Source organism: Variovorax sp. MHTC-1, from assembly GCF_003984645.1.
Classification (GTDB): domain Bacteria; phylum Pseudomonadota; class Gammaproteobacteria; order Burkholderiales; family Burkholderiaceae_C; genus Variovorax.
Genome location: NZ_RWKI01000002.1, coordinates 417,003 through 434,453 on the forward strand (window position 1 = coordinate 417,003; position 17,451 = coordinate 434,453).

Consider the following 17,451-nt stretch of genomic DNA (forward strand, 5'->3'; position numbering starts at 1 on the left):
AAATCAGGCCGCCGCCGCCCACGGCACCAGCGCGGGTTGCGGCAGCACATGCACGTTGGGGGCGTCGGCGGGAGCAGGGGACAGCAGTTCGTCGGCCGCCGCGCCATAGAGCTCGCGCAGCAGCGGCGCGGAGAGCGCAGAGGAGGGGCCGTCGTAGACCACCTCGCCCTGCTTCAGCGCGATCACGCGTGGGCAGTACTTCATCGCGATCTCGACCTGGTGCAGCGAGACGATCACGGTCGAGCGGTCTTCGCGGTTGATGCGCGCCAGGATCTCCATCACCTTGCGCGAGGATTCGGGGTCCAGCGAGGCGATGGGCTCGTCGGCCAGCACCACTTTCGCGCCCTGCACCAGCGTGCGCGCGATCGCGGCGCGCTGCTGCTGGCCGCCCGACAGCGTGGAGGCGCGCTGCGCATGGCAATCGGCGATGCCCACGCGGGCCAGCGCGTCGAGCGCCAGCGCGCGCTCGGCGGCGGTGAAGGCGCGCGTCCAGCTGCGCCACCACGGCATGCGATGCAGCGAGCCCACGAGCACGTTCACCAGCACCGGCAGCCGCGCCACCAGGTTGAACTGCTGGAACACGAAGCCGACCTGCGCGCGCACCTTGCGGATGTCGCGGTGGATGCGCCCGCGCTGCTGCACGCAGCGGCCGTCGATCTCGATCAGCGAGTCGCTGCCGCCGTCGGCAGCCACCAGGCCCGCCACATGGCGCAGCAGCGTGGACTTGCCGGAACCCGAGGCGCCGATCAGCGCCACCATCTCGCCGCGCTGCACGCTGATGTTGATGTCGCGCAGCGCGTGCCGGCCGTTGGCGAAATGCTTGTTGAGCTGGTGGATGCGCAGGGCGGTTTCCATCGTCGAGTTCCGAAGTCGTCTAGACAACCGGAGTCTGATCACCGGCTGTGACGGCCTCTTGACGCTTTGACGACGCCCGTGTGTCACCCGCCGCGCGGCGCGCGGCGCTCAATCTCCCGGCATATGGGGCGGGTGCAGCGCCACCGGCTTGGCCGACTTCTTGCGCATCCGGATGTTGAGCATTTCCACTGTCACGGAGAAGGCCATCGCGAAGTACACGTAACCCTTGGGCACGTGATGGCCGAAGCCCTCCGCGACCAGCACCACGCCCACCACCACCAGGAAGGACAGGGCCAGCATCTTGATGGTGGGATGGTTGGAGACGAAGCGGCCGATCGGGCCGGCAAACAGCATCATGAGCCCCACCGAGGCAACCACCGCGGCGATCATGACCCGCACGTCGTCCACCATGCCGACCGCGGTGATGATCGAGTCCAGCGAGAACACCAGATCGATGAGCATGATCTGGAGGATGACGGAGGCGAAGGTGGCCCCGACCGCGCTGGGCTTCTCCTCGCCGTGGCCGCCTTCCAGCGATTGGTGAACCTCGCTCGTGCTCTTCCAGATCAGGAACAATCCGCCCAGGATCAGGATCAGGTCCCGGCCCGAGATGTCCTTCCCGAGCACCGAGAAAAGCGGTGCCACCAGGCCGACGATCCAGGCCAGCACCAACAGCAGCCCGATGCGCATGAACATGGCCATGAACAGCCCGACCCGGCGTGCGAATTCGCGCCTGGCGGGCGGCAGCTTGTCGACCAGGATCGAGATGAAGATGATGTTGTCGATACCCAGAACGAGCTCGAGCGCAGTCAAGGTCGCGAAGGCGATCCAGACTTGCGGATCGGTCAGGAGTTCAATCATTGAGATCCTTTCGGGATGGCAGGGGTGGTTGGATTGGGCGGAAGTATCTGCGCAGAAATGCCACGGCAAGGTATGCCCCGATCGCGGCGCAGGCCATGTATCGTGAGGCGAGCGCGATCTCCGGCGCTGCGAGGCTGAGAATGAATCTGTCGATCGAACCCGTTTCCGAAGCGCATTTCGCGGGGCTGCATGCCGCGCTCGACACCGTGGCGCGCGAGAAGCGATTTCTTGCATTTACGCAGGCGCCCCCTGTGGAGCAGGCCTTCGACTTCTACCGCTCCATCATCGCCAACGGCGGCTGCCAGATGCTCGCCTTGCGGGACGGACGGGTGGCCGGCTGGTGCGACGTGCTGCCGAGCCACGGCCAGGCCCGGTCGCATGTGGGCATTCTCGGCATAGGCCTGGTTCCATCCGCGCGGCATCTGGGCATCGGCGCGAAGCTGATGCAGGCAACCATCGCGGCGGCATGGGCGAAGGGAATGACGCGCATCGAACTCACGGTGCGCGCCGACAACACGAACGCCAAGGCCCTCTACGAACGGCTCGGCTTCGAAGTCGAAGGGCTCCTGCGCCGCGCTTTCCGGGTGGACGGCGAGTACTTCGACAGCTATTCGATGGCATTGCTGCGGCACGATTCCATGACGATGATCGAGAGCAGCCTGTAACTCTTTCAGCGTAGGACCGAACCGCAATTTGTCGGCATGCCTGCGCTGCCGACCCTACGATAGCACCCGGAGTCGAGTGAGAACTCCCAGGAGCTTCGGCCATGAATCATTGGTCACCCGCGGACGATGCAGAAGCGCAGCAGGCGGCGCTGAGGTCCATCCTGTTCAAGCATTGGAACGCCATCAAGGCCGAAGGCATCACGGCATCTCAGCTTGTCGACTTCCTGCAGCCGCTTGCCGATCTCGACGGAATCACTGTCTCGTATATCGACGGCGACGAAGATGGCAACGAAGGCGTGTACGGCCATCGCCGCAGAGAGTCCGACGTTCAGAGTCCGCGTTCGCAGGCATAGCGGCAGGCTCGCGCGCCTAGTCCGCTGAAGTGGACTAGCCCGGCGCCGAACCCTGCGTCGCCGTATAGACGGCATACAGCGACTGGCTGGCCGCCATGAACAGGCGGTTGCGCTTGGGGCCGCCGAAGCAGACGTTGCCGCAGACCTCGGGCAGCCGGATGCGCCCGATGAGCCGGCCTTGCGGCGTCCACACGGTGACGCCGCTGTAGCCCACGCTGCGACCCGCATTGCTGGAGCACCACAGGTTGCCGTCCACATCGGTGCGCACGCCATCGGGCCCGCACTTCACGCCGTCGACCATGAAGCTGCTGAAGAGCTTGCCGTTGCTGAGCCGGTTGTCCGACCCGACGTCGAACACGTACATGTCGCCCTTGCCACCGGCGATGGTGTCGCCCGGTCCCTGCCCGGTGCTGACGACGTAGAGCTTCTTGAAATCAGGCGAGAAGCACAGCCCGTTCGGGTCCGGCACCAGATCTTCACCGGCCACTTGCGTGAGCGTTCCGCTCTTGTCCAGGCGGTAGACCGCGGTCGGCAGTTCGCGCTTGTACGCGCCGATCTCCGGCGGCTGCCCGAGCTTCGGATTCAGCCGCCCGGCCTTGTTCGCGGGCCCGCCCGCGGCGTCGACCGTGCCCTCGTAGAGCTGGGCGCCGTACGGCGGATCGGTGAACCAGTAGCTGCCATCGGGATGAGGGACGATGTCGTTGGGCGAGTTGAGTCGCTTGCCGTTGAAGGTCGAGGCGAGGATGGTCACCGAACCGTCGAGCTCGTAGCGCACGACGCGCCGCGTGAGATGTTCGCAGGACAGCTGCCTCCCCTGGTAGTCGAAGGAGTTGCCGTTGCTGTTGTTGGAAGGCGCGCGGAACACGCTGACGTGGCCGTCGTCCTCGCTCCAGCGCAGCTGGCGGTTGTTCGGAATGTCGCTCCAGACCAGGAAACGGCCGACGGAATTCCATGCCGGCCCTTCGGCCCACAACGCGCCGGTCCACAGCCGCTGGATCGGCGCGTTGGGCTGGCGCAGGCCGTCGAAGGCCGGGTCGACCGTGAGCACGTCGGGGTCGGTGAAGTAGGTGGTCGGCGCCCCGCGCCGGCTGAAGTCGCGCGGCGGCTGCGTGATGGTGCTCGGCGGCGCAGCCGGTCCGCCCGAGGTAGCTTGCGCATGCGCCCAGCGCGGCACGACGATGGCGCGCCTACCGCGGCTCCCACGCCGCGAAGAAGCTTGCGGCGTAGTACCGAACTATTCAATCTCGAGTCGAGTTTTTCTTGTGCCATGACTCACCCCACGAAAACGATGGAAGAAGCTGGAGAACGCGAGACCGCAAAAGCCGGTCGCATGCTACGCGCTTCTCTCCGGCTGCACCAGATTGGCGAGCTCCCGATCGGTGTCGTATGCACCACGACGAACGACCCGATCGCGCGAGACTTTCATCACGCCGACGCCAGGTTTCGGCGCTCGAGGCGGCATCCGACGGCAGTTTTCAGCGACGCTTAAGGATCGGCGAAGAGACTGGTTTCACGGCAAAAGGAACAGTCCCGAGCCCACCCAAAAGGACCGCACGCCATGAAGCCCCCTGTCGCCCCCGAACCCCTCAACCCGTCGCAGATCGAGCTGGTGCTCGAGTTGCTCGCGCTGCGCCAGCTGGCGCCGCAGGAGACGGCCGCGAAGTTCGATCGCCTGACCCAGGTCGGCGTCTTCTCCGAAGCCCAGCAAGAGGCCATCGAGATCCTCTTCGCGCTCGATGAAGACGAGATCCCGGATGCGCTTTTCGACTTCGCGGACGACGATGCCCGAAATCTCGTGCGCGACGCGCTGCCGCACGAGGCGCGGCTCAGCTTCGTGACACGCTAGGGCCTGTTAACGCTATTTGCGGGGTCGCGAAGGCCTGCCAGGGCGGGCCAATCAAGGCGCGCGACGCCGTGCGTGCGTCGGCACGCACAAGGAGCGCAACGCCGAGTGGCGCGCCCTGGCAGGCCTTCCCTTCGGGTTGCCCAGCCAAGGGGCCGTCTGCGGCGTTGCAAATGCTCGCGATGCCTACGGGTATCGCTGCGCTTTGCGCCTTGCGTCGCATCCCGTCTCGGGCGTCCCTCACCGCCCATTTCAATGATTCAGCGGACTGGCGAGCAGACGCCGACGACGACCTTGCAAGGCTCGGTCGGCAGATGGCTCTCGCACCGGCCGGCGGCCGACTTGCCCGCAGCGCCCGCCGTCGCAGCGGTGGCCGTGCCCCATTCCCCATGGTTGCCGATCGCGAGAGCGCCGCATGAGCGATCGAAGTAGGCGCGCACCGCGCACGCGCCGGAGCGGCCTGCCGCGCGATCGCATTGGGCGCGCGCCGCAAGCTCCGCCGCGTCGCGGGACGGGTGGTTGATCGAGTAGCCATACCACCCATGCATCGACGCGATCGCGCCCCAGCTCGGGCCGTCGCCAGGGCCGGCATGGGCCGGACGCACGGCGATGCCCGCCAGGGCGCAGCACAACAGCAGCGCAGGCCAGCCGATCCCTCGGCCCTTTCTTCTCTCCATCGATATCTCCTGTACGGCTGGATATTGTGAGAGAGTCATGCGCTTGAGACCCTCCCTTGCATCATTGGTTGCCGTCGTCGCGCTCATCGGCGCCGGCCTTCTCTATGTATGGACGTCCGAGCCGGCCCCGGCCATCGCGGCGCCGGGCGGGTCGCGCGACCCGAGCAGGAATGCGATCGAACGAACCGCCGCTCTCCCGCCCCTGAACCTGCCGGCCGACGACGCTCCTCATGGCAGCGGCATGGAATGGTGGTACTACAACGGCATCCTCGACGCGAAGACAGGCGCTCGCTATGCATTCCACGTCGTGGTCTTCGTCGCCAACGGGCTGGTCAAGCACACGGTCATGCACGCGGCGCTGACCGACCTCCAGACCGGGCAGCGCTATTCCCGTCAAACGCGCACCGGCGGCGTTCCGGCGAAGAGCGTCGCCAGCGGCCTGGACTTGAGGCAGGACCGCTGGCAGGTCGCTGCATCCGGTCCATCCCATCTCGTGCGCGCTTCCCTGAACGGCGCTTCCATCGCGCTCGACCTGAGCGATTCGCGCCCGCCGGTCGCCCATCGGGCTGCCGGTTCGCAAACACCGGGGCTGCTCGATTTCGGCCAGAGCGGAATCAGCTACTACTATTCACGCCCCCGCATTGCCGCGCAGGGCGAAGTCTCCATCGGCGGAAAGGCCGTCCAGGTCAGCGGCGACGTGTGGTTCGATCACCAATGGGGCGATTTCGATGTGCTGGCCCTCGGCTGGAACTGGTTCGCCTTGCATCTGGCGGATGGCTCCGACCTGATGCTCTACGAGCTTTTCGACATGGCCGGCCGCAGGGTCATGACGGCGGGAACGGTCTCGAACGCGAGCGGCTCCGTGCCGCTGAAGCCGGACGATATCGAGTTGGTGCCCGTCCAGAGGTGGACCAGCCCGGGCACGAAGATCAGCTACCCCGTCGAATGGACCATCAAGCTTCCATCCGGCGTGCTGAACATCAAGCCCTTCCTTGCCGACAGCGAATTCGATTCGCGCGAGACCACCGCGAACATCTACTGGGAGGGCGCCGTCAAGGTGACGGGGAGCGCCACCGGCCAGGGGTTTCTCGAGCTGAGCGGGTATGACCGCGTGCGCGCGACGCAGGCCGCTCGCAAATGATCGCGACCGACGCTACAGCACGCGCCGCCCTTCGCGCCAGACGCCGCGCACCACCGCATGGCGCGACCCGTCGGGCAGCTCGGCCATGCGCACCTGCACCAGGTCGGCCCGCAGGCCGGCCTCGATCGCGCCGCGATCGTGCAGGCCGGTGGCCCGCGCCGGCGCGCGCGTGACGGTGTTCACCGCCTGCGGCAGCGTGAGGATCTCGTCCTCCACCAGCCTCATCACGGCGCCGAGCAGGCTGCTCGGCACGTAGTCGGAGGAAAGGATGTCGAGCAGGCCGCGGCGCGCCAGCTCGGCCGCCGCGACGTTGCCCGAATGCGAGCCGCCGCGCACGACGTTGGGCCCGCCCATCACGGTGGAGAGCCCGCGCTCGCGCGCCGCGCCAGCGGCGGCCAGCGTGGTCGGGAACTCGGACATGCTCGCGCCTTCCGCATGGGCCTGCTCGACGTGCGCCACGGTGGTGTCGTCGTGGCTCGCGAGCGCGATGCCGTGCGTTGCGCAGTAGTCGACGAAGTGGCGCCGGTGCGGCTCGGCGTACTTCGCCTGCAGCGTGGCTGCATGCGCGACCTGGCGCTCGAACTTCTCCTGGCTCCAGCCCTTCTTGCCGGTGTAGTAGATGCGCGCGACCTCCAGGTTTTCCCACTGGCGCTGGCCCGGCGTATGGTCCATCAGCGAGATCAGCGACACGCGCGGATGGCCGTGGAAAGGCTCGAAGAGCTCGATGGTGTTGGGTGCCGGCAGCTCGCAGCGCACGTGCAGGTGGTGGTCGGCGCGCAGCAGGTCGCGGGCGGTGCAGTTGTCGAGCGTGGCCAGCGTCTGGTTCCAGGTGCTGCCGCGCAGGCTGTCGGTATCGGCTTCGCCGACGCCCAGCGCATCGAACACGGTGGTGATGCCGGCGGCGGCCACTTCGGCGTCATGCGCCAGGAGCGCCGGCAGCTCGGCCCACTGCACCTTCGGCCGCGGCATCAGGTGGCGCTCGAAGTTGTCGGTGTGGACCTCGACCAGGCCGGGCAGCAGGTAGTCGCCCTCGAGGTCGATGGTGGCTACGCCGGTGTGGCCGTTGTGCAGCGCCGCGATGCGGCCGTCGGCGACCGAGAGGCTGCCGCGCACCACCTCGCCGGGCAGCACCATGCGGGCGTCCTTGAATACCGTGTTCATGCAGGGCTCCTGAAGTCGGCGACGTTGACGCGGCGTGTCGCAACTGCAGCGCCGACCTCGGCGTCGTGGAAGATGCCGACCATCGCCGCGCCGCGCGCCGCGGCCTCGCGGATCAGCTCGATCACGGTGCGGGTATTGGCCGCGTCGAGCGAAGCGGTCGGTTCGTCCAGCAGCAGCAGCGGCTTGGGCTTGATCATGTTGCGCGCGATGTTGATGCGCTGCTGCTCGCCGCCCGAGAAGGTGGCGGGCGGCAGATGCCACAGGCGTTCGGGAATGGAAAGGCGCGTGAGCCACCTGCGTGCCTCCTCGCGCGCCGCTTCGAGGGCGGCGGGGTCGTCGCCCGCGTCCTCGGCCAGCGGCTCGGCCACGACGTCGAGCGCCGGCACGCGCGGGATCACGCGCAGGAACTGGCTCACGTAGCCGATCGTGTCGCGGCGCAGCCGCACCAGCTCGCGCGGATCGGCCTCGGTCACCTCGACCGGTGCAGCGCCCGGCGGCTGCACCGTGATGCGGCCCGCGCTGGCGCGGTAGTTGGCATGGATGAGCTTGAGCAGCGTGCTCTTGCCCAGGCCCGAGGCGCCGTCGAGCACCACGCATTCGCCGGCCGAGACGCTGAGCTCGAGGCCCTCGAACACCGAGAGCTCGAGATGGTTCTGTTGATGGAGGGTGAAGCGCTTGGCCACGCCTCGGATCTGGAGCAGCGGAACGTTCATTTGAATCACCTTCGTGCTGAGCACTGCGATGCGAGCCCCTTCGGGCGGCCGGGCGGGGCTCATGGTTGCAGTACCGAGGAAACGAGAAGCTGGGTGTAGGGATGCTGCGGGTCGTCCAGCACCTGGTCGGTGAGGCCGGCTTCGACCACGCGGCCTTTCTGCATCACCATCATGCGGTGCGCGAGCAGGCGCGCCACCGCGAGGTCGTGCGTGACCACGATGGCGGCGAGCTGCATCTGGCGCGTGAGCTGGCGCAGCAGGTCCAGCAGCCGCGCCTGCACCGAGACGTCGAGGCCGGAGGTCGGCTCGTCCATGAAGACCAGGCGCGGGCGCGTCACCAGGTTGCGCGCGATCTGCAGGCGCTGGCGCATGCCGCCGGAGAAGGTGCGCGGCGCATCGTCGATGCGCTGCGGATCGATCTCCACGCGCTGCAGCCATTCCGATGCGGTAGCGCGCAGGCGTCCGTAGTGCCGCTCGCCGAGGCCCATCAGGCGTTCGCCGACGTTGGCGCCGGCCGAGACATCCATGCGCAGGCCGTCGGCGGCGTTCTGGTGCACGAAGCCCCAGTCGGTGCGCGCGAGCAGGCGCTGCTCGGCCTCGCTCATCGCGAACACTTCCTGCAGGCCGCCGGTGCGGGTGTGGAACTGCACGCTGCCCTGGTCGGGCCGGCTGCGCGCCGCGACCGCATCGAGCAGCGTGGTCTTGCCGGAGCCCGACTCGCCGACCACGGCCAGCACCTCGCCGGGCCAGAGGTCGAAGGAAGCGTCGGCCAGCGCGACGCGATCGCCGTAGCGCTTGCCGATGCCGCGCACGCGCAGCAGGGGAAGGGTGGCGCTCTTCATTCCACCTCCGCCAGCTGCGGCGCCGGCATCGCCGCGCTCTGCTGCTGCCGCGACCGGCAATAGTCGGAATCCGAGCACACATGCATGCGCGTGCCGCTGTCGTCGGTGATCACCTCGTCGAGGAAGCTGTCGGTGGCACCGCACAGCGCGCAGGCCGCGTCCCAGCGCTGCACTTCGAAGGGATGGTCCTCGAAGCCCAGGCTTTCGACGGCGGTGTAGGGCGGCACCGCATAGATGCGCTTCTCGCGGCCGGCGCCGAAGAGCTGCAACGCGGGGTTCATGTGCATCTTGGGGTTGTCGAACTTGGGGATGGGCGAGGGCGACATCACGTAGCGCGCGTTGACCAGCACCGGGTAGTCGTAGGTGGTCGCGATGTGGCCGTAGCGCGCGATGTCCTCGTAGAGCTTGACGTGCATCAGGCCGTACTCGGCCAGCCCGTGCAGCGTGCGCGTCGCGGCCTCGCGCGGCTCCAGGCGCTGCATGGGCTCCGGCACCGGCACCTGGTAGACCAGCACCTGGCCCTCCGCCAGCGGCGCCTCGGGAATGCGGTGGCGGGTCTGGATCAGCGTGGCGTCCCGCGTGCGCGTGGTGGTCGCCACGCCGGTGGTGCGCTCGAAGAAGCGCCGGATGTTGACCGCGTTGACGGTGTCGTCCGAGCCCTGGTCGATGACCTTGAGCACGTCCTGCGGCCCGATCACCGAGGCCGTGACCTGGATGCCGCCGGTGCCCCAGCCGTAGGGCAGCGGCATCTCGCGCGAGCCGAAGGGCACCTGGTAGCCGGGAATGGCCACGGCCTTCAAGATGGCGCGGCGGATCATGCGCTTGGTGCGCTCGTCGAGATAGGCGAAATTGATGTGCATCTCGGTCATTCATCGTCTCCCTGGTAAGAGGGCGCGCTGCGCATCCGGCGCACCAGCTCCAGCTCGGACTGGAAGTCCACGTAGTGCGGCAGCTTCAGGTGCTGCACGAAGCCGGAGGCTTCGAGGCTGTCGCTGTGCGAGAGCACGAACTCCTGCATCTGCGCCGGCGATTCGACGGCTTCGCCGAGCTCGTCGGCGCGCAGCGCGCGGTCGACCAGGCTCATCGCCATCGCCTTGCGCTCGCTGTGGCCGAAGGCGAGGCCGTACCCGCGCGTGAACTGCGGCGGCTCGGTCTTGCTGCCGGCGAACTGGTTGACCATCTCGCACTCGGTGATCTCCATGTCGCCGATCGAGATCGCAAAGCCCAGCTCCTCGGGCTCGATCTCGAGCGCGACGCTGCCGAAGCGGATCTCGCCGACGAAGGGGTGGCTGTGCGAATAGCCGCGCTGCGTGGAGTAGGCCATCGCGAGCAGAAAGCCTTCGTCGCCGCGCGCGAGGTTCTGCAGGCGCGTCGCGCGCGCAGCCGGAAAGCGCAGCGGCTCGCGCGTCAGGTCCACCGGGGCGGGGTCGCCGGGCGGCTCGGGACGGGTCTCGATCAGGCCTTCGCGGTTGAGAAGATCCACCACGCGCGGCGTGGCCGCGGGCGTGTCGACGGGCGCCGCAGGTGCGGCCGCTTGGCGAGCGGCACCATCGCCGCTCGCGAGCAGCGTGAAGTCGAGCAGGCGCTGCGTGTAGTCGTAGGTCGGCCCCAGCACCTGCCCGCCGGGCAGGTCCTTGAAGGTGGCGGAGATGCGGCGGTCGAGCTGCATGCGCGCGGTGTCCAGCGGCACGCTGGTGCCCAGGCGCGGCAGCGTGGCGCGGTAGGCGCGCAAGAGGAAGATGGCTTCGACCAGGTCGCCCGAGGCCTGCTTGATCGCGAGCGCGGCGAGCTCGGGGTCGTAGACCGAGCCTTCGGTCATCACGCGGTCGACCGCGAGCTTGAGCTGCTCGCGGATCTGCGCAACCGAGAGCTCGGGCGTGGCCGGATCGCCGCGGCGCTGCTCGGCCAGCAAGCGGTAGCTGTGGAGGATGGCGGCTTCGCCACCTTTGACTGCAACGTACATGCTCAGTGTTCCAGCTCGATGTGCGTTGTGCGCGGCAGGCCGACGATCTGGTGCTCGGTGGCGAGGAACAGGTCGACGCCGCGCGGGAAGGCCGCCTGCTGCGCGGCGCGCTGGGCAATCAGCTTTTCGGCGCGCTCGGGCGGCAGGCCGTCGACGCACAGGCGCGTCTCGGTACGGATGCCGGGGCCGCGCAGGGTCCAGCCTTCCGAGTCGTCGCCATCGGCCAGCGAGGGCACGTCCACCACGCAGGTGGCGGACTGGTCGGGGCAGGTGTCGCTGCCCTGGGCGAAGCGCTCGAGCGCGGGCGCCTCGTCGCCGCCGGCGATCCAGGCGAACTGGGCCTGCGACGGGTCCTCGACGATCACGCAGCCGCAATGGAAGCGCAGCCAGGCCGCGGCATCGCTCTTCGCCAGTGTTGGCGAGAGCCAGAGCTTGCAGTCCGGATCGAGCAGCGCGAGCAGCAGCGCGGCCGAAGCCGCGTGCCCGTGCCGAGGCACTTCGGCATCGTGCGGCAAGTCGACGATGCGGCCCGGATGCGAGAGCGCTTCCAGCGCGGCGCGGAACACGGCCTGGCTGCCGAGCGCGAGATCCGAGAAGCCGGCGCCGACCTTAGAGAGATCGGTGGTGGTCCTGTTCATTCGCTGTCCTCCTCGCTGCCATCGATACCGCCGGCTTCGCGCGCAACGGTGAAGAACTCGACCTTGCTGCCTTGCGCACGCGCATGGCGCTCGGCGCGCTCGCGGGCCAGGTGCTTGCGCACCGGCGCGAGCAGCTGCGCGTCGAGCGCCTCCTGCTGCGCCGGATCCTGCAGCAGCGCATCGGCCACCGCCGCGAGCTGGGCCTGCCGGTGCGAACGGCCCAGCACATAGCCGACGCCGACGGCCGCGCCTTCGTGTGCGACGCCGTGCAGGCGCAGCGCACAGCGCGTGACCGTGATCTCGCCCAGGTTGAAGCGCTCGCCCGTGCCGCCGGCGCGGCCCTGGACCATCATGAGGCCCGTCTCGGGCGCGCGCAGCCACTGGGGCGTACGCCGGGCGTGCTCGCCCAGCGCCGGCTCCAGCATCGAAAGCGGCGCCCGCGCGAGCACGGCCATCCACTGCGCGCGGCTCGGCGGCCGGCGCGCAGGGTGGTTGTCAAAGGCATGAAACATGGGGGTGCTAATCTGGGAAAGTTGTATAGACAAATCGAACAACTGGCGCCAGCTTAGGGCGCACGCATGTAGCTTTCATGACAGCCATCACGACTTCTCCCGACCCGCTTCCGGCGCGCGCAGCGCGCGACAGTTTCTGGACCCGCATCGCGGCCGAGCTGGCCGAATCGATCGCCCGCGGCATCTACCCGCCTGGCCAGCGCCTGCCCTCGGAGCACGCGCTGGCCGAACAGTTCGGCGTCAACCGCCACACCATCCGCCGCTCGCTCGCCAGCCTCAGCAGCCAGGGCCTGCTGCGCGTGACGCAGGGCAGCGGCACCTACGTGGAGGAGTTCGCGGTCGACCTGGTGCTGGCCAAGCGCACGCGGCACCACCAGAGCATGGCGCTGGCGGGGATGCGCGGCGCCCTGCGCGTGCTGGCATCGAGCACGGTGCGCGCCACGTCCGCGCAGGCGCGCGCGCTGCAGCTGCCCGCGCGCAGCACGCTGCTGCGGCTGCAGGTGCTGGGCGAGGCCGAGCAGCAGCCGCTGCACATCAGCGAGCGCTTCTTTCCGCTGCCGCGTTTCGAGCAGCTCGATGCGGTGGTGCGCGAGACCGGCTCCATCACCGCGGCCTTTGCCGCGCACGGCGTGCACGACTACACGCGGCACGAGAGCCGCATCACGGCGCAGATGCCCGAGCCCGAGGTGGCGGCACAGCTGCGGCAGCCGGCCGCGCGGCCGGTGCTCTTCGTCGAGAGCGTCAACGTGGACACCGAAGACGTGCCCATCGAGTTCGCGCGGGCCTGGTTCGCGGGCGATCGAGTCACATTGACGGTAACGCACGATGAGTGAAATGTTGCTCTCCCCCAGGCTTCGCGCACTTCGTGTCGCTACGCCAACCCCCTCACCGGGGGCAACACCGACGGCCCGGCAAAGCCGGTTCCGTGGTGTTCCTGGAATGAGCCTCGCGCTTCACGTGTCGCGTGTCACGCGATGCCTCGTGGAGAACTGATGCACATGAACCGCTGGGCCGTCTACTTCGCGCCGCGCCTCGACAGCGCCTGGTGGCGCGCCGGCAGCCGCTGGCTCGGACGCTGCGCCTCGCGGCTCGAGCCGCTGCCGCAGGCGCCGCTGCCGGGCGTGCCCGCGCCCGAGCTGCATCGGCTGACGAAGGCGCCGCGGCGCTACGGCTGGCATGCGACGCTCAAGGCGCCCTTCGCGCTGGCGCCGGGCGCCGATGCCGAGCAGCTGCGCGCCGGATTGCGCAGCATCTGCGAGGACTTCGAGCCCTTCGCGATGCCCGCGTTGAAGGTCGCGATGCTCGACGACTTTCTGGCGCTGGTGCCCGGGGTCGGCAGCCGCGCGATCGAGGACATCGCTGCCGCCTGCGTGACGCGCCTGCACGCACTGGCCGCGCCGCCGGCGCCGGCCGAGATCGAACGCCGCCGCGCGGCCGGCCTCACGCAAGAGGAAGACGCGCTGCTGCTGCGCTGGGGCTATCCCTTCGTGCTGGAGCGCTTCCGCTTCCATCTCTCGCTCACGGGAACGCTGCGCGATGCGGCGCCGTCGATCGTGCAGGCCATCGAGGATGCGGCGCGCGAGCGCTTCGCCGGCTTGCCCGCCTGCCGTTTCGACACGCTCTCGCTGTTCGCCGAACCCAGGCCCGGCGCGGACTTCGTGCTGCTCGAACAGATGGAGCTCGGGCAATGAAAGGGCAGTTGGTCTACGTGATGGGGCCCTCCGGCGCCGGCAAGGACAGCCTCCTGGCCTGGCTCGAGGACCATCTGCCGCCGCACATGCCGATGCACCTGGCGCGCCGCACGATCACGCGGCCGCCTCGGTCCGGCGACGAGCAGCACCACAGCGTGAGCGCGCAGGCCTTCGAGCAGCTCAACGAAGCGCAGGCCTTCGCCTTCGACTGGCAGGCCAACGGCCTGCGCTACGGCGTGCGCCACGACGAGCTCTCGCCCCTGCACCTGGGCAAGTGGGTGATCGTGAACGGGTCGCGCGCCTACCTGCCGCAGGCCCTCGAGAGGTTTCCGCATCTGACGGTGGTGTATGTGACGGCCAGCATCGAGGTGCTGCGCCAGCGCCTGCTGGCGCGCGGGCGCGAGACGCCGGTGATGGTCGATGCCCGCGTGCGTCGGGCCCTGGCGTTCAAGGCGCCGGCGCATGCCATCGAGGTGCGCAACGACGGCGCGCTGGCCGAGGCCGGGGCGCAGCTGCTGCAGGCCTTCGAGCGGCTGCAGCGCCCGGCTTCGCTCAGAAGCGCGCCTTGACGAAGGCCGAGGGCCCCTTCAGCCTGACCTTCAGGCGCGCGGTGCTGCTGATGCTGTCGATGTCGCGCCTGAGATCGATCTGGCTCACGCCGTAGGACAGCACCAGGCCGACGTTCTTGATCGGGAACCACTCGACGCCGAGGGCCGCGTTGTAGATATGACCGTGCAGCCCACTGCCGCCCTTGCGCACCCCAGAGGCATCGGCGAACAGGCGCAGGTCCGGCGTGATGGCATGGCGCACGCCGATTTCGAGCAGCGGCGCGAAGGCGTCGTCGCTGTCGTGCTGATTGAAGGTGGTTGTGGCCCCGTTCACGCCGGCGATGGCACTGGTGTCGAGGGTTGCCTTGTAGTACGCCACACCGGCGCCGAGGCCCAGCACCGTGTTGCCCGAGCCGATCCACCACTTGTAGGCGATCTTGGCGAACTCCAGCTTGGTCGAGAAATTGACGTTGGCCAAGGCGGTGACCGAGGTCGGTCCGAACGCGAAGCTGTCGGCGAAGCCGGTGCCGTAGTCGCGCTTGAAGCGGTAGTAGTCGAGCGACAGGCCCTGGCTGTCGCCCAGCAGGATGTCGGCCGTGATGCGCGGCATAGTCACGTCGCTGGCCTTGATGTCGCCCGGGTCCAGCCGGCCGTAGGGCGTGTTCAGCGAGGCATTGAAGGTGGGGTCGGCATTGAAGGCGCCGACCGAGAAGCTGAAGCGGTCGAGGGCCGGCGAGGGTTCGGCCAGCGCCGGGGTGGCAGCGAGGAGGCCGGCGCCGGCCACGGCCGCTGCAAGGGCGCACAAACGCGTCGAAGACATGAGGCAGGATCCTGAAGTGCGGCAGTCTTGGCGTGCTTTCCGCTCTGGATCTGTCGGCCGCAATGCTCCCCTGGGCGCGAACGCGACTATCCCTCCAGCGCCGGTGCGGTGCCAATGCGCCGTTGCCGACTCTGCATGTAGGACTCGACGCAGGGGATCGGCGGCGAGGCGGAGCGCAACGGCCTGGTGCCGGCGCAGGCGCGCAAGGCCTCCTGCTGCGGGATTTCACCAAGGATTTGCGCCGGCCAGTGCGGCGCATACTGAGGGCAGACCCGAGCCGGCTCCTCCCCCCGGAGCCCCCGGGCGGCAAACAGGAGACACGCTTTGCAGCGAACCAACATTGCCAACCCGACCTATTTCCACAAGGTCGTCGATTGCCAGTACGCCTGTCCGGCGCACACCCCGGTCCCCGAATACATCCGCATGATCGCGCAGCGCCGCTACGGCGATGCCTACATGATCAACTGGGTCTCCAACGTCTTCCCCGGCATCCTCGGGCGCACCTGCGACCGGCCTTGCGAGCCGGCCTGCCGGCGCGGGCGCGTGGAGGAAAGCAACGCCAGCAAGCCGGAGCCGGTGGCGATCTGCCGGCTCAAGCGCGTGGCTGCCGACATGAAGGAGGACGTGCGTTCGCGCATGCCGGCGGTGGCGCCGAAGAACGGCAAGCGCGTCGCCTGCGTGGGCGCGGGGCCGGCCTCGCTCACCGTCGCGCGCGACCTGGCGCCGCTGGGCTATGAAGTGACGGTGTTCGACAGCGACATGCAGGCCGGCGGTTTCATGCGCACGCAGATCCCGCACTTCCGCCTGCCCGAGTCGGTGATCGACGAAGAGACGGGCTACATCCTCGACCTTGGCGTGGCATTCCGCGGCGGCGAGCCCATCGATTCGATGAAGGCCCTGCTGGCGCAGGGATGGGACGCCATCTTCGTCGGCTGCGGCGCGCCGCGCGGGCGCGACCTCGATCTTCCCGGGCGCCGGGAAGCGGCGGCCGCCATCCACATCGGCATCGACTGGCTGAACTCCGTCTCCTTCGGCCACGTCACGAGCATCGGCCAGCGCGTGATCGTGCTGGGCGGCGGCAACACGGCGATGGATTGCTGCCGCTCGGCCCGCCGCCTCGGCGGCACCGACGTGAAGGTCGTCGTGCGCAGCGGCTTCGAGGAAATGAAGGCCTCGCCCTGGGAAAAGGAGGATGCCCAGCACGAAGGCATCCCGATCATCAATTTCCATGTGCCCAAGGCCTTCGTGCACGACGACGGCAAGCTGCTGGGCATGCGCTTCGAGATCGTCCGCGCGGAGTACGACGGCCAGGGCCGCCGCACGCTGGTGCCCAGCGGCGAGCCGGATGCCTTCTTCGAATGCGACGAAGTGCTGGTGGCGGTGGGGCAGGAGAACGCCTTCCCCTGGATCGAGCGCGATTGCGGCATCGACTTCGACAAGGGGGGATTGCCTGTGCTGGACGAAAACACCTTCCAGTCCACCGTGCCGCAGGTGTTCTTCGGCGGCGATGCGGCCTTCGGCCCCAAGAACATCATCTGGGCCGTGGCCCACGGGCACGAGGCCGCGGTGTCGATCGACCGGCTGCTGCACGGCCAGCCGGTCGGCGTGCGCCCGCCGCCCATGACCAACCTGGTGTCGCAGAAGATGGGCATCCACGAGTGGAGCTACGACAACGACACCTCGAACGACCTGCGCTACAAGGTTCCCTGGGCCAAGGCCGAGAAGGCGCTGGCCAGCATCCGGGTGGAGGTGGAGCTGGGCTTCGATGCCGCCACCGCCTTCAAGGAGGCCGAGCGCTGCCTCAACTGCGACGTGCAGACCGTGTTCACCGAGGCCGCGTGCATCGAATGCGATGCCTGCGTGGACATCTGCCCGATGGACTGCATCAGCTTCACCGCCAACGGCGAGGAGAGCGAACTGCGGGCCCGGCTGAAGGCGCCGGCGCTCAACCTGTCGCAGGACCTGTACGTCTCCGGCGGGCTCAAGACAGGCAGGGTGATGGTCAAGGACGAAGACGTCTGCCTGCACTGCGGGCTGTGCGCCGAGCGCTGCCCGACGGGCGCCTGGGACATGCAGAAGTTCCTGCTGAAGATGACGCCCGCAGGGCAGGAGGTGGCAGCATGAAACGCCGGGCCGCTCCCAAGTCGAACAGCACCGCAGCGCATTGC

Annotated in this window: 20 protein-coding genes; 8 read left to right on the forward strand and 12 right to left on the reverse strand. The window is 68.6% G+C overall.

Annotated elements, in window-relative coordinates:
* Positions 1-3 precede the first annotated feature (3 nt).
* Positions 4-855 (reverse strand): phosphonate ABC transporter ATP-binding protein, encoded by an 852-nt coding sequence (gene phnC / locus EJI01_RS05345; RefSeq protein ID WP_126836070.1) that lies wholly within the window; start codon positions 853-855, stop codon positions 4-6.
* Positions 856-963: 108 nt separating this feature from the next.
* Positions 964-1,716 carry a TerC family protein gene (locus tag EJI01_RS05350; protein WP_126836071.1) on the reverse strand — a complete coding sequence of 251 codons (753 nt, stop codon included), beginning with the start codon at positions 1,714-1,716 and terminating at the stop codon, positions 964-966.
* A 140-nt stretch (positions 1,717-1,856) separates the two neighbouring features.
* On the opposite strand from EJI01_RS05350, the gene EJI01_RS05355 reads away from it, so the two are divergent.
* Together EJI01_RS05355 and EJI01_RS05360 are read left to right on the forward strand one after the other, a co-directional pair.
* Positions 1,857-2,381, forward strand: coding sequence for a GNAT family N-acetyltransferase (locus EJI01_RS05355; protein WP_126836072.1), 525 nt, complete (start codon positions 1,857-1,859; stop codon positions 2,379-2,381).
* Between the two features lie 101 nt (positions 2,382-2,482).
* Positions 2,483-2,734 carry a hypothetical protein gene (locus EJI01_RS05360; protein ID WP_126836073.1) on the forward strand — a complete coding sequence of 84 codons (252 nt, stop codon included), beginning with the start codon at positions 2,483-2,485 and terminating at the stop codon, positions 2,732-2,734.
* Between the two features lie 34 nt (positions 2,735-2,768).
* Here the strand turns inward: EJI01_RS05360 and EJI01_RS05365 are convergent, their stop codons facing one another.
* Positions 2,769-3,908: an SMP-30/gluconolactonase/LRE family protein gene (locus EJI01_RS05365; RefSeq protein WP_409513931.1), complete on the reverse strand. Its 1,140-nt coding sequence runs from the start codon at positions 3,906-3,908 to the stop codon at positions 2,769-2,771.
* A gap of 384 nt (positions 3,909-4,292) precedes the next feature.
* Here EJI01_RS05365 and EJI01_RS05370 point away from each other — a divergent pair, with 384 nt between their 5' ends.
* Positions 4,293-4,580: a hypothetical protein gene (locus EJI01_RS05370; protein ID WP_126836075.1), complete on the forward strand. Its 288-nt coding sequence runs from the start codon at positions 4,293-4,295 to the stop codon at positions 4,578-4,580.
* A 257-nt stretch (positions 4,581-4,837) separates the two neighbouring features.
* On the opposite strand, the gene EJI01_RS05375 is transcribed toward EJI01_RS05370, so the two are convergent.
* Positions 4,838-5,254: a DUF4189 domain-containing protein gene (locus EJI01_RS05375; RefSeq protein WP_185878820.1), complete on the reverse strand. Its 417-nt coding sequence runs from the start codon at positions 5,252-5,254 to the stop codon at positions 4,838-4,840.
* A gap of 37 nt (positions 5,255-5,291) precedes the next feature.
* Between EJI01_RS05375 and EJI01_RS05380 the strand changes: the two genes are divergently transcribed.
* Positions 5,292-6,395, forward strand: a complete 1,104-nt coding sequence (locus tag EJI01_RS05380) for a lipocalin family protein (RefSeq protein ID WP_185878821.1) — start codon at positions 5,292-5,294, stop codon at positions 6,393-6,395.
* A 12-nt stretch (positions 6,396-6,407) separates the two neighbouring features.
* Here EJI01_RS05380 and EJI01_RS05385 read toward each other — a convergent pair whose 3' ends face one another.
* The 7 genes from EJI01_RS05385 to phnG are packed head-to-tail and all read right to left on the reverse strand — an operon-like array spanning position 6,408 to position 12,224.
* Positions 6,408-7,556, reverse strand: coding sequence for an alpha-D-ribose 1-methylphosphonate 5-triphosphate diphosphatase (locus tag EJI01_RS05385; protein WP_126836078.1), 1,149 nt, complete (start codon positions 7,554-7,556; stop codon positions 6,408-6,410).
* Entirely contained in the window at positions 7,553-8,269 is a 717-nt protein-coding gene (gene phnL / locus EJI01_RS05390; protein ID WP_126836079.1) for a phosphonate C-P lyase system protein PhnL, read from the reverse strand. Before phnL ends, EJI01_RS05385 begins: the two co-directional genes overlap by 4 nt.
* A 59-nt stretch (positions 8,270-8,328) precedes the next feature.
* Positions 8,329-9,111: a phosphonate C-P lyase system protein PhnK gene (phnK, locus tag EJI01_RS05395; protein ID WP_126836080.1), complete on the reverse strand. Its 783-nt coding sequence runs from the start codon at positions 9,109-9,111 to the stop codon at positions 8,329-8,331.
* Positions 9,108-9,980: an alpha-D-ribose 1-methylphosphonate 5-phosphate C-P-lyase PhnJ gene (locus tag EJI01_RS05400; RefSeq protein WP_126836081.1), complete on the reverse strand. Its 873-nt coding sequence runs from the start codon at positions 9,978-9,980 to the stop codon at positions 9,108-9,110. Before EJI01_RS05400 ends, phnK begins: the two co-directional genes overlap by 4 nt.
* Complete coding sequence (locus EJI01_RS05405; RefSeq protein WP_126836082.1) at positions 9,977-11,074, reverse strand: carbon-phosphorus lyase complex subunit PhnI; 1,098 nt, start codon at positions 11,072-11,074, stop codon at positions 9,977-9,979. The genes EJI01_RS05400 and EJI01_RS05405 overlap by 4 nt, the downstream gene beginning before the upstream one ends.
* A gap of 2 nt (positions 11,075-11,076) precedes the next feature.
* Positions 11,077-11,712: a phosphonate C-P lyase system protein PhnH gene (gene phnH, locus EJI01_RS05410; protein WP_126836083.1), complete on the reverse strand. Its 636-nt coding sequence runs from the start codon at positions 11,710-11,712 to the stop codon at positions 11,077-11,079.
* On the reverse strand, positions 11,709-12,224 hold the full coding sequence (gene phnG / locus EJI01_RS05415) for a phosphonate C-P lyase system protein PhnG (protein WP_126836084.1): 516 nt from the start codon (positions 12,222-12,224) through the stop codon (positions 11,709-11,711). The genes phnH and phnG overlap by 4 nt, the downstream gene beginning before the upstream one ends.
* A 77-nt stretch (positions 12,225-12,301) precedes the next feature.
* Here phnG and phnF point away from each other — a divergent pair, with 77 nt between their 5' ends.
* The 3 genes from phnF to phnN all read left to right on the forward strand — a co-directional run bounded on the left by phnF (position 12,302) and on the right by phnN (position 14,484).
* Entirely contained in the window at positions 12,302-13,057 is a 756-nt protein-coding gene (phnF, locus tag EJI01_RS05420; RefSeq protein ID WP_126836085.1) for a phosphonate metabolism transcriptional regulator PhnF, read from the forward strand.
* A 165-nt stretch (positions 13,058-13,222) separates the two neighbouring features.
* Complete coding sequence (locus EJI01_RS05425; RefSeq protein WP_260602331.1) at positions 13,223-13,915, forward strand: DUF1045 domain-containing protein; 693 nt, start codon at positions 13,223-13,225, stop codon at positions 13,913-13,915.
* Positions 13,912-14,484: a phosphonate metabolism protein/1,5-bisphosphokinase (PRPP-forming) PhnN gene (gene phnN, locus EJI01_RS05430; protein WP_126836087.1), complete on the forward strand. Its 573-nt coding sequence runs from the start codon at positions 13,912-13,914 to the stop codon at positions 14,482-14,484. The genes EJI01_RS05425 and phnN overlap by 4 nt, the downstream gene beginning before the upstream one ends.
* Here phnN and EJI01_RS05435 read toward each other — a convergent pair.
* Positions 14,468-15,283 (reverse strand): hypothetical protein, encoded by an 816-nt coding sequence (locus EJI01_RS05435; protein ID WP_126836088.1) that lies wholly within the window; start codon positions 15,281-15,283, stop codon positions 14,468-14,470. The two genes, phnN and EJI01_RS05435, sit on opposite strands and share 17 nt — an antisense overlap.
* A gap of 324 nt (positions 15,284-15,607) precedes the next feature.
* Here EJI01_RS05435 and EJI01_RS05440 point away from each other — a divergent pair, with 324 nt between their 5' ends.
* Entirely contained in the window at positions 15,608-17,407 is a 1,800-nt protein-coding gene (locus EJI01_RS05440; protein ID WP_126836089.1) for an FAD-dependent oxidoreductase, read from the forward strand.
* Positions 17,408-17,451 lie beyond the last annotated feature (44 nt).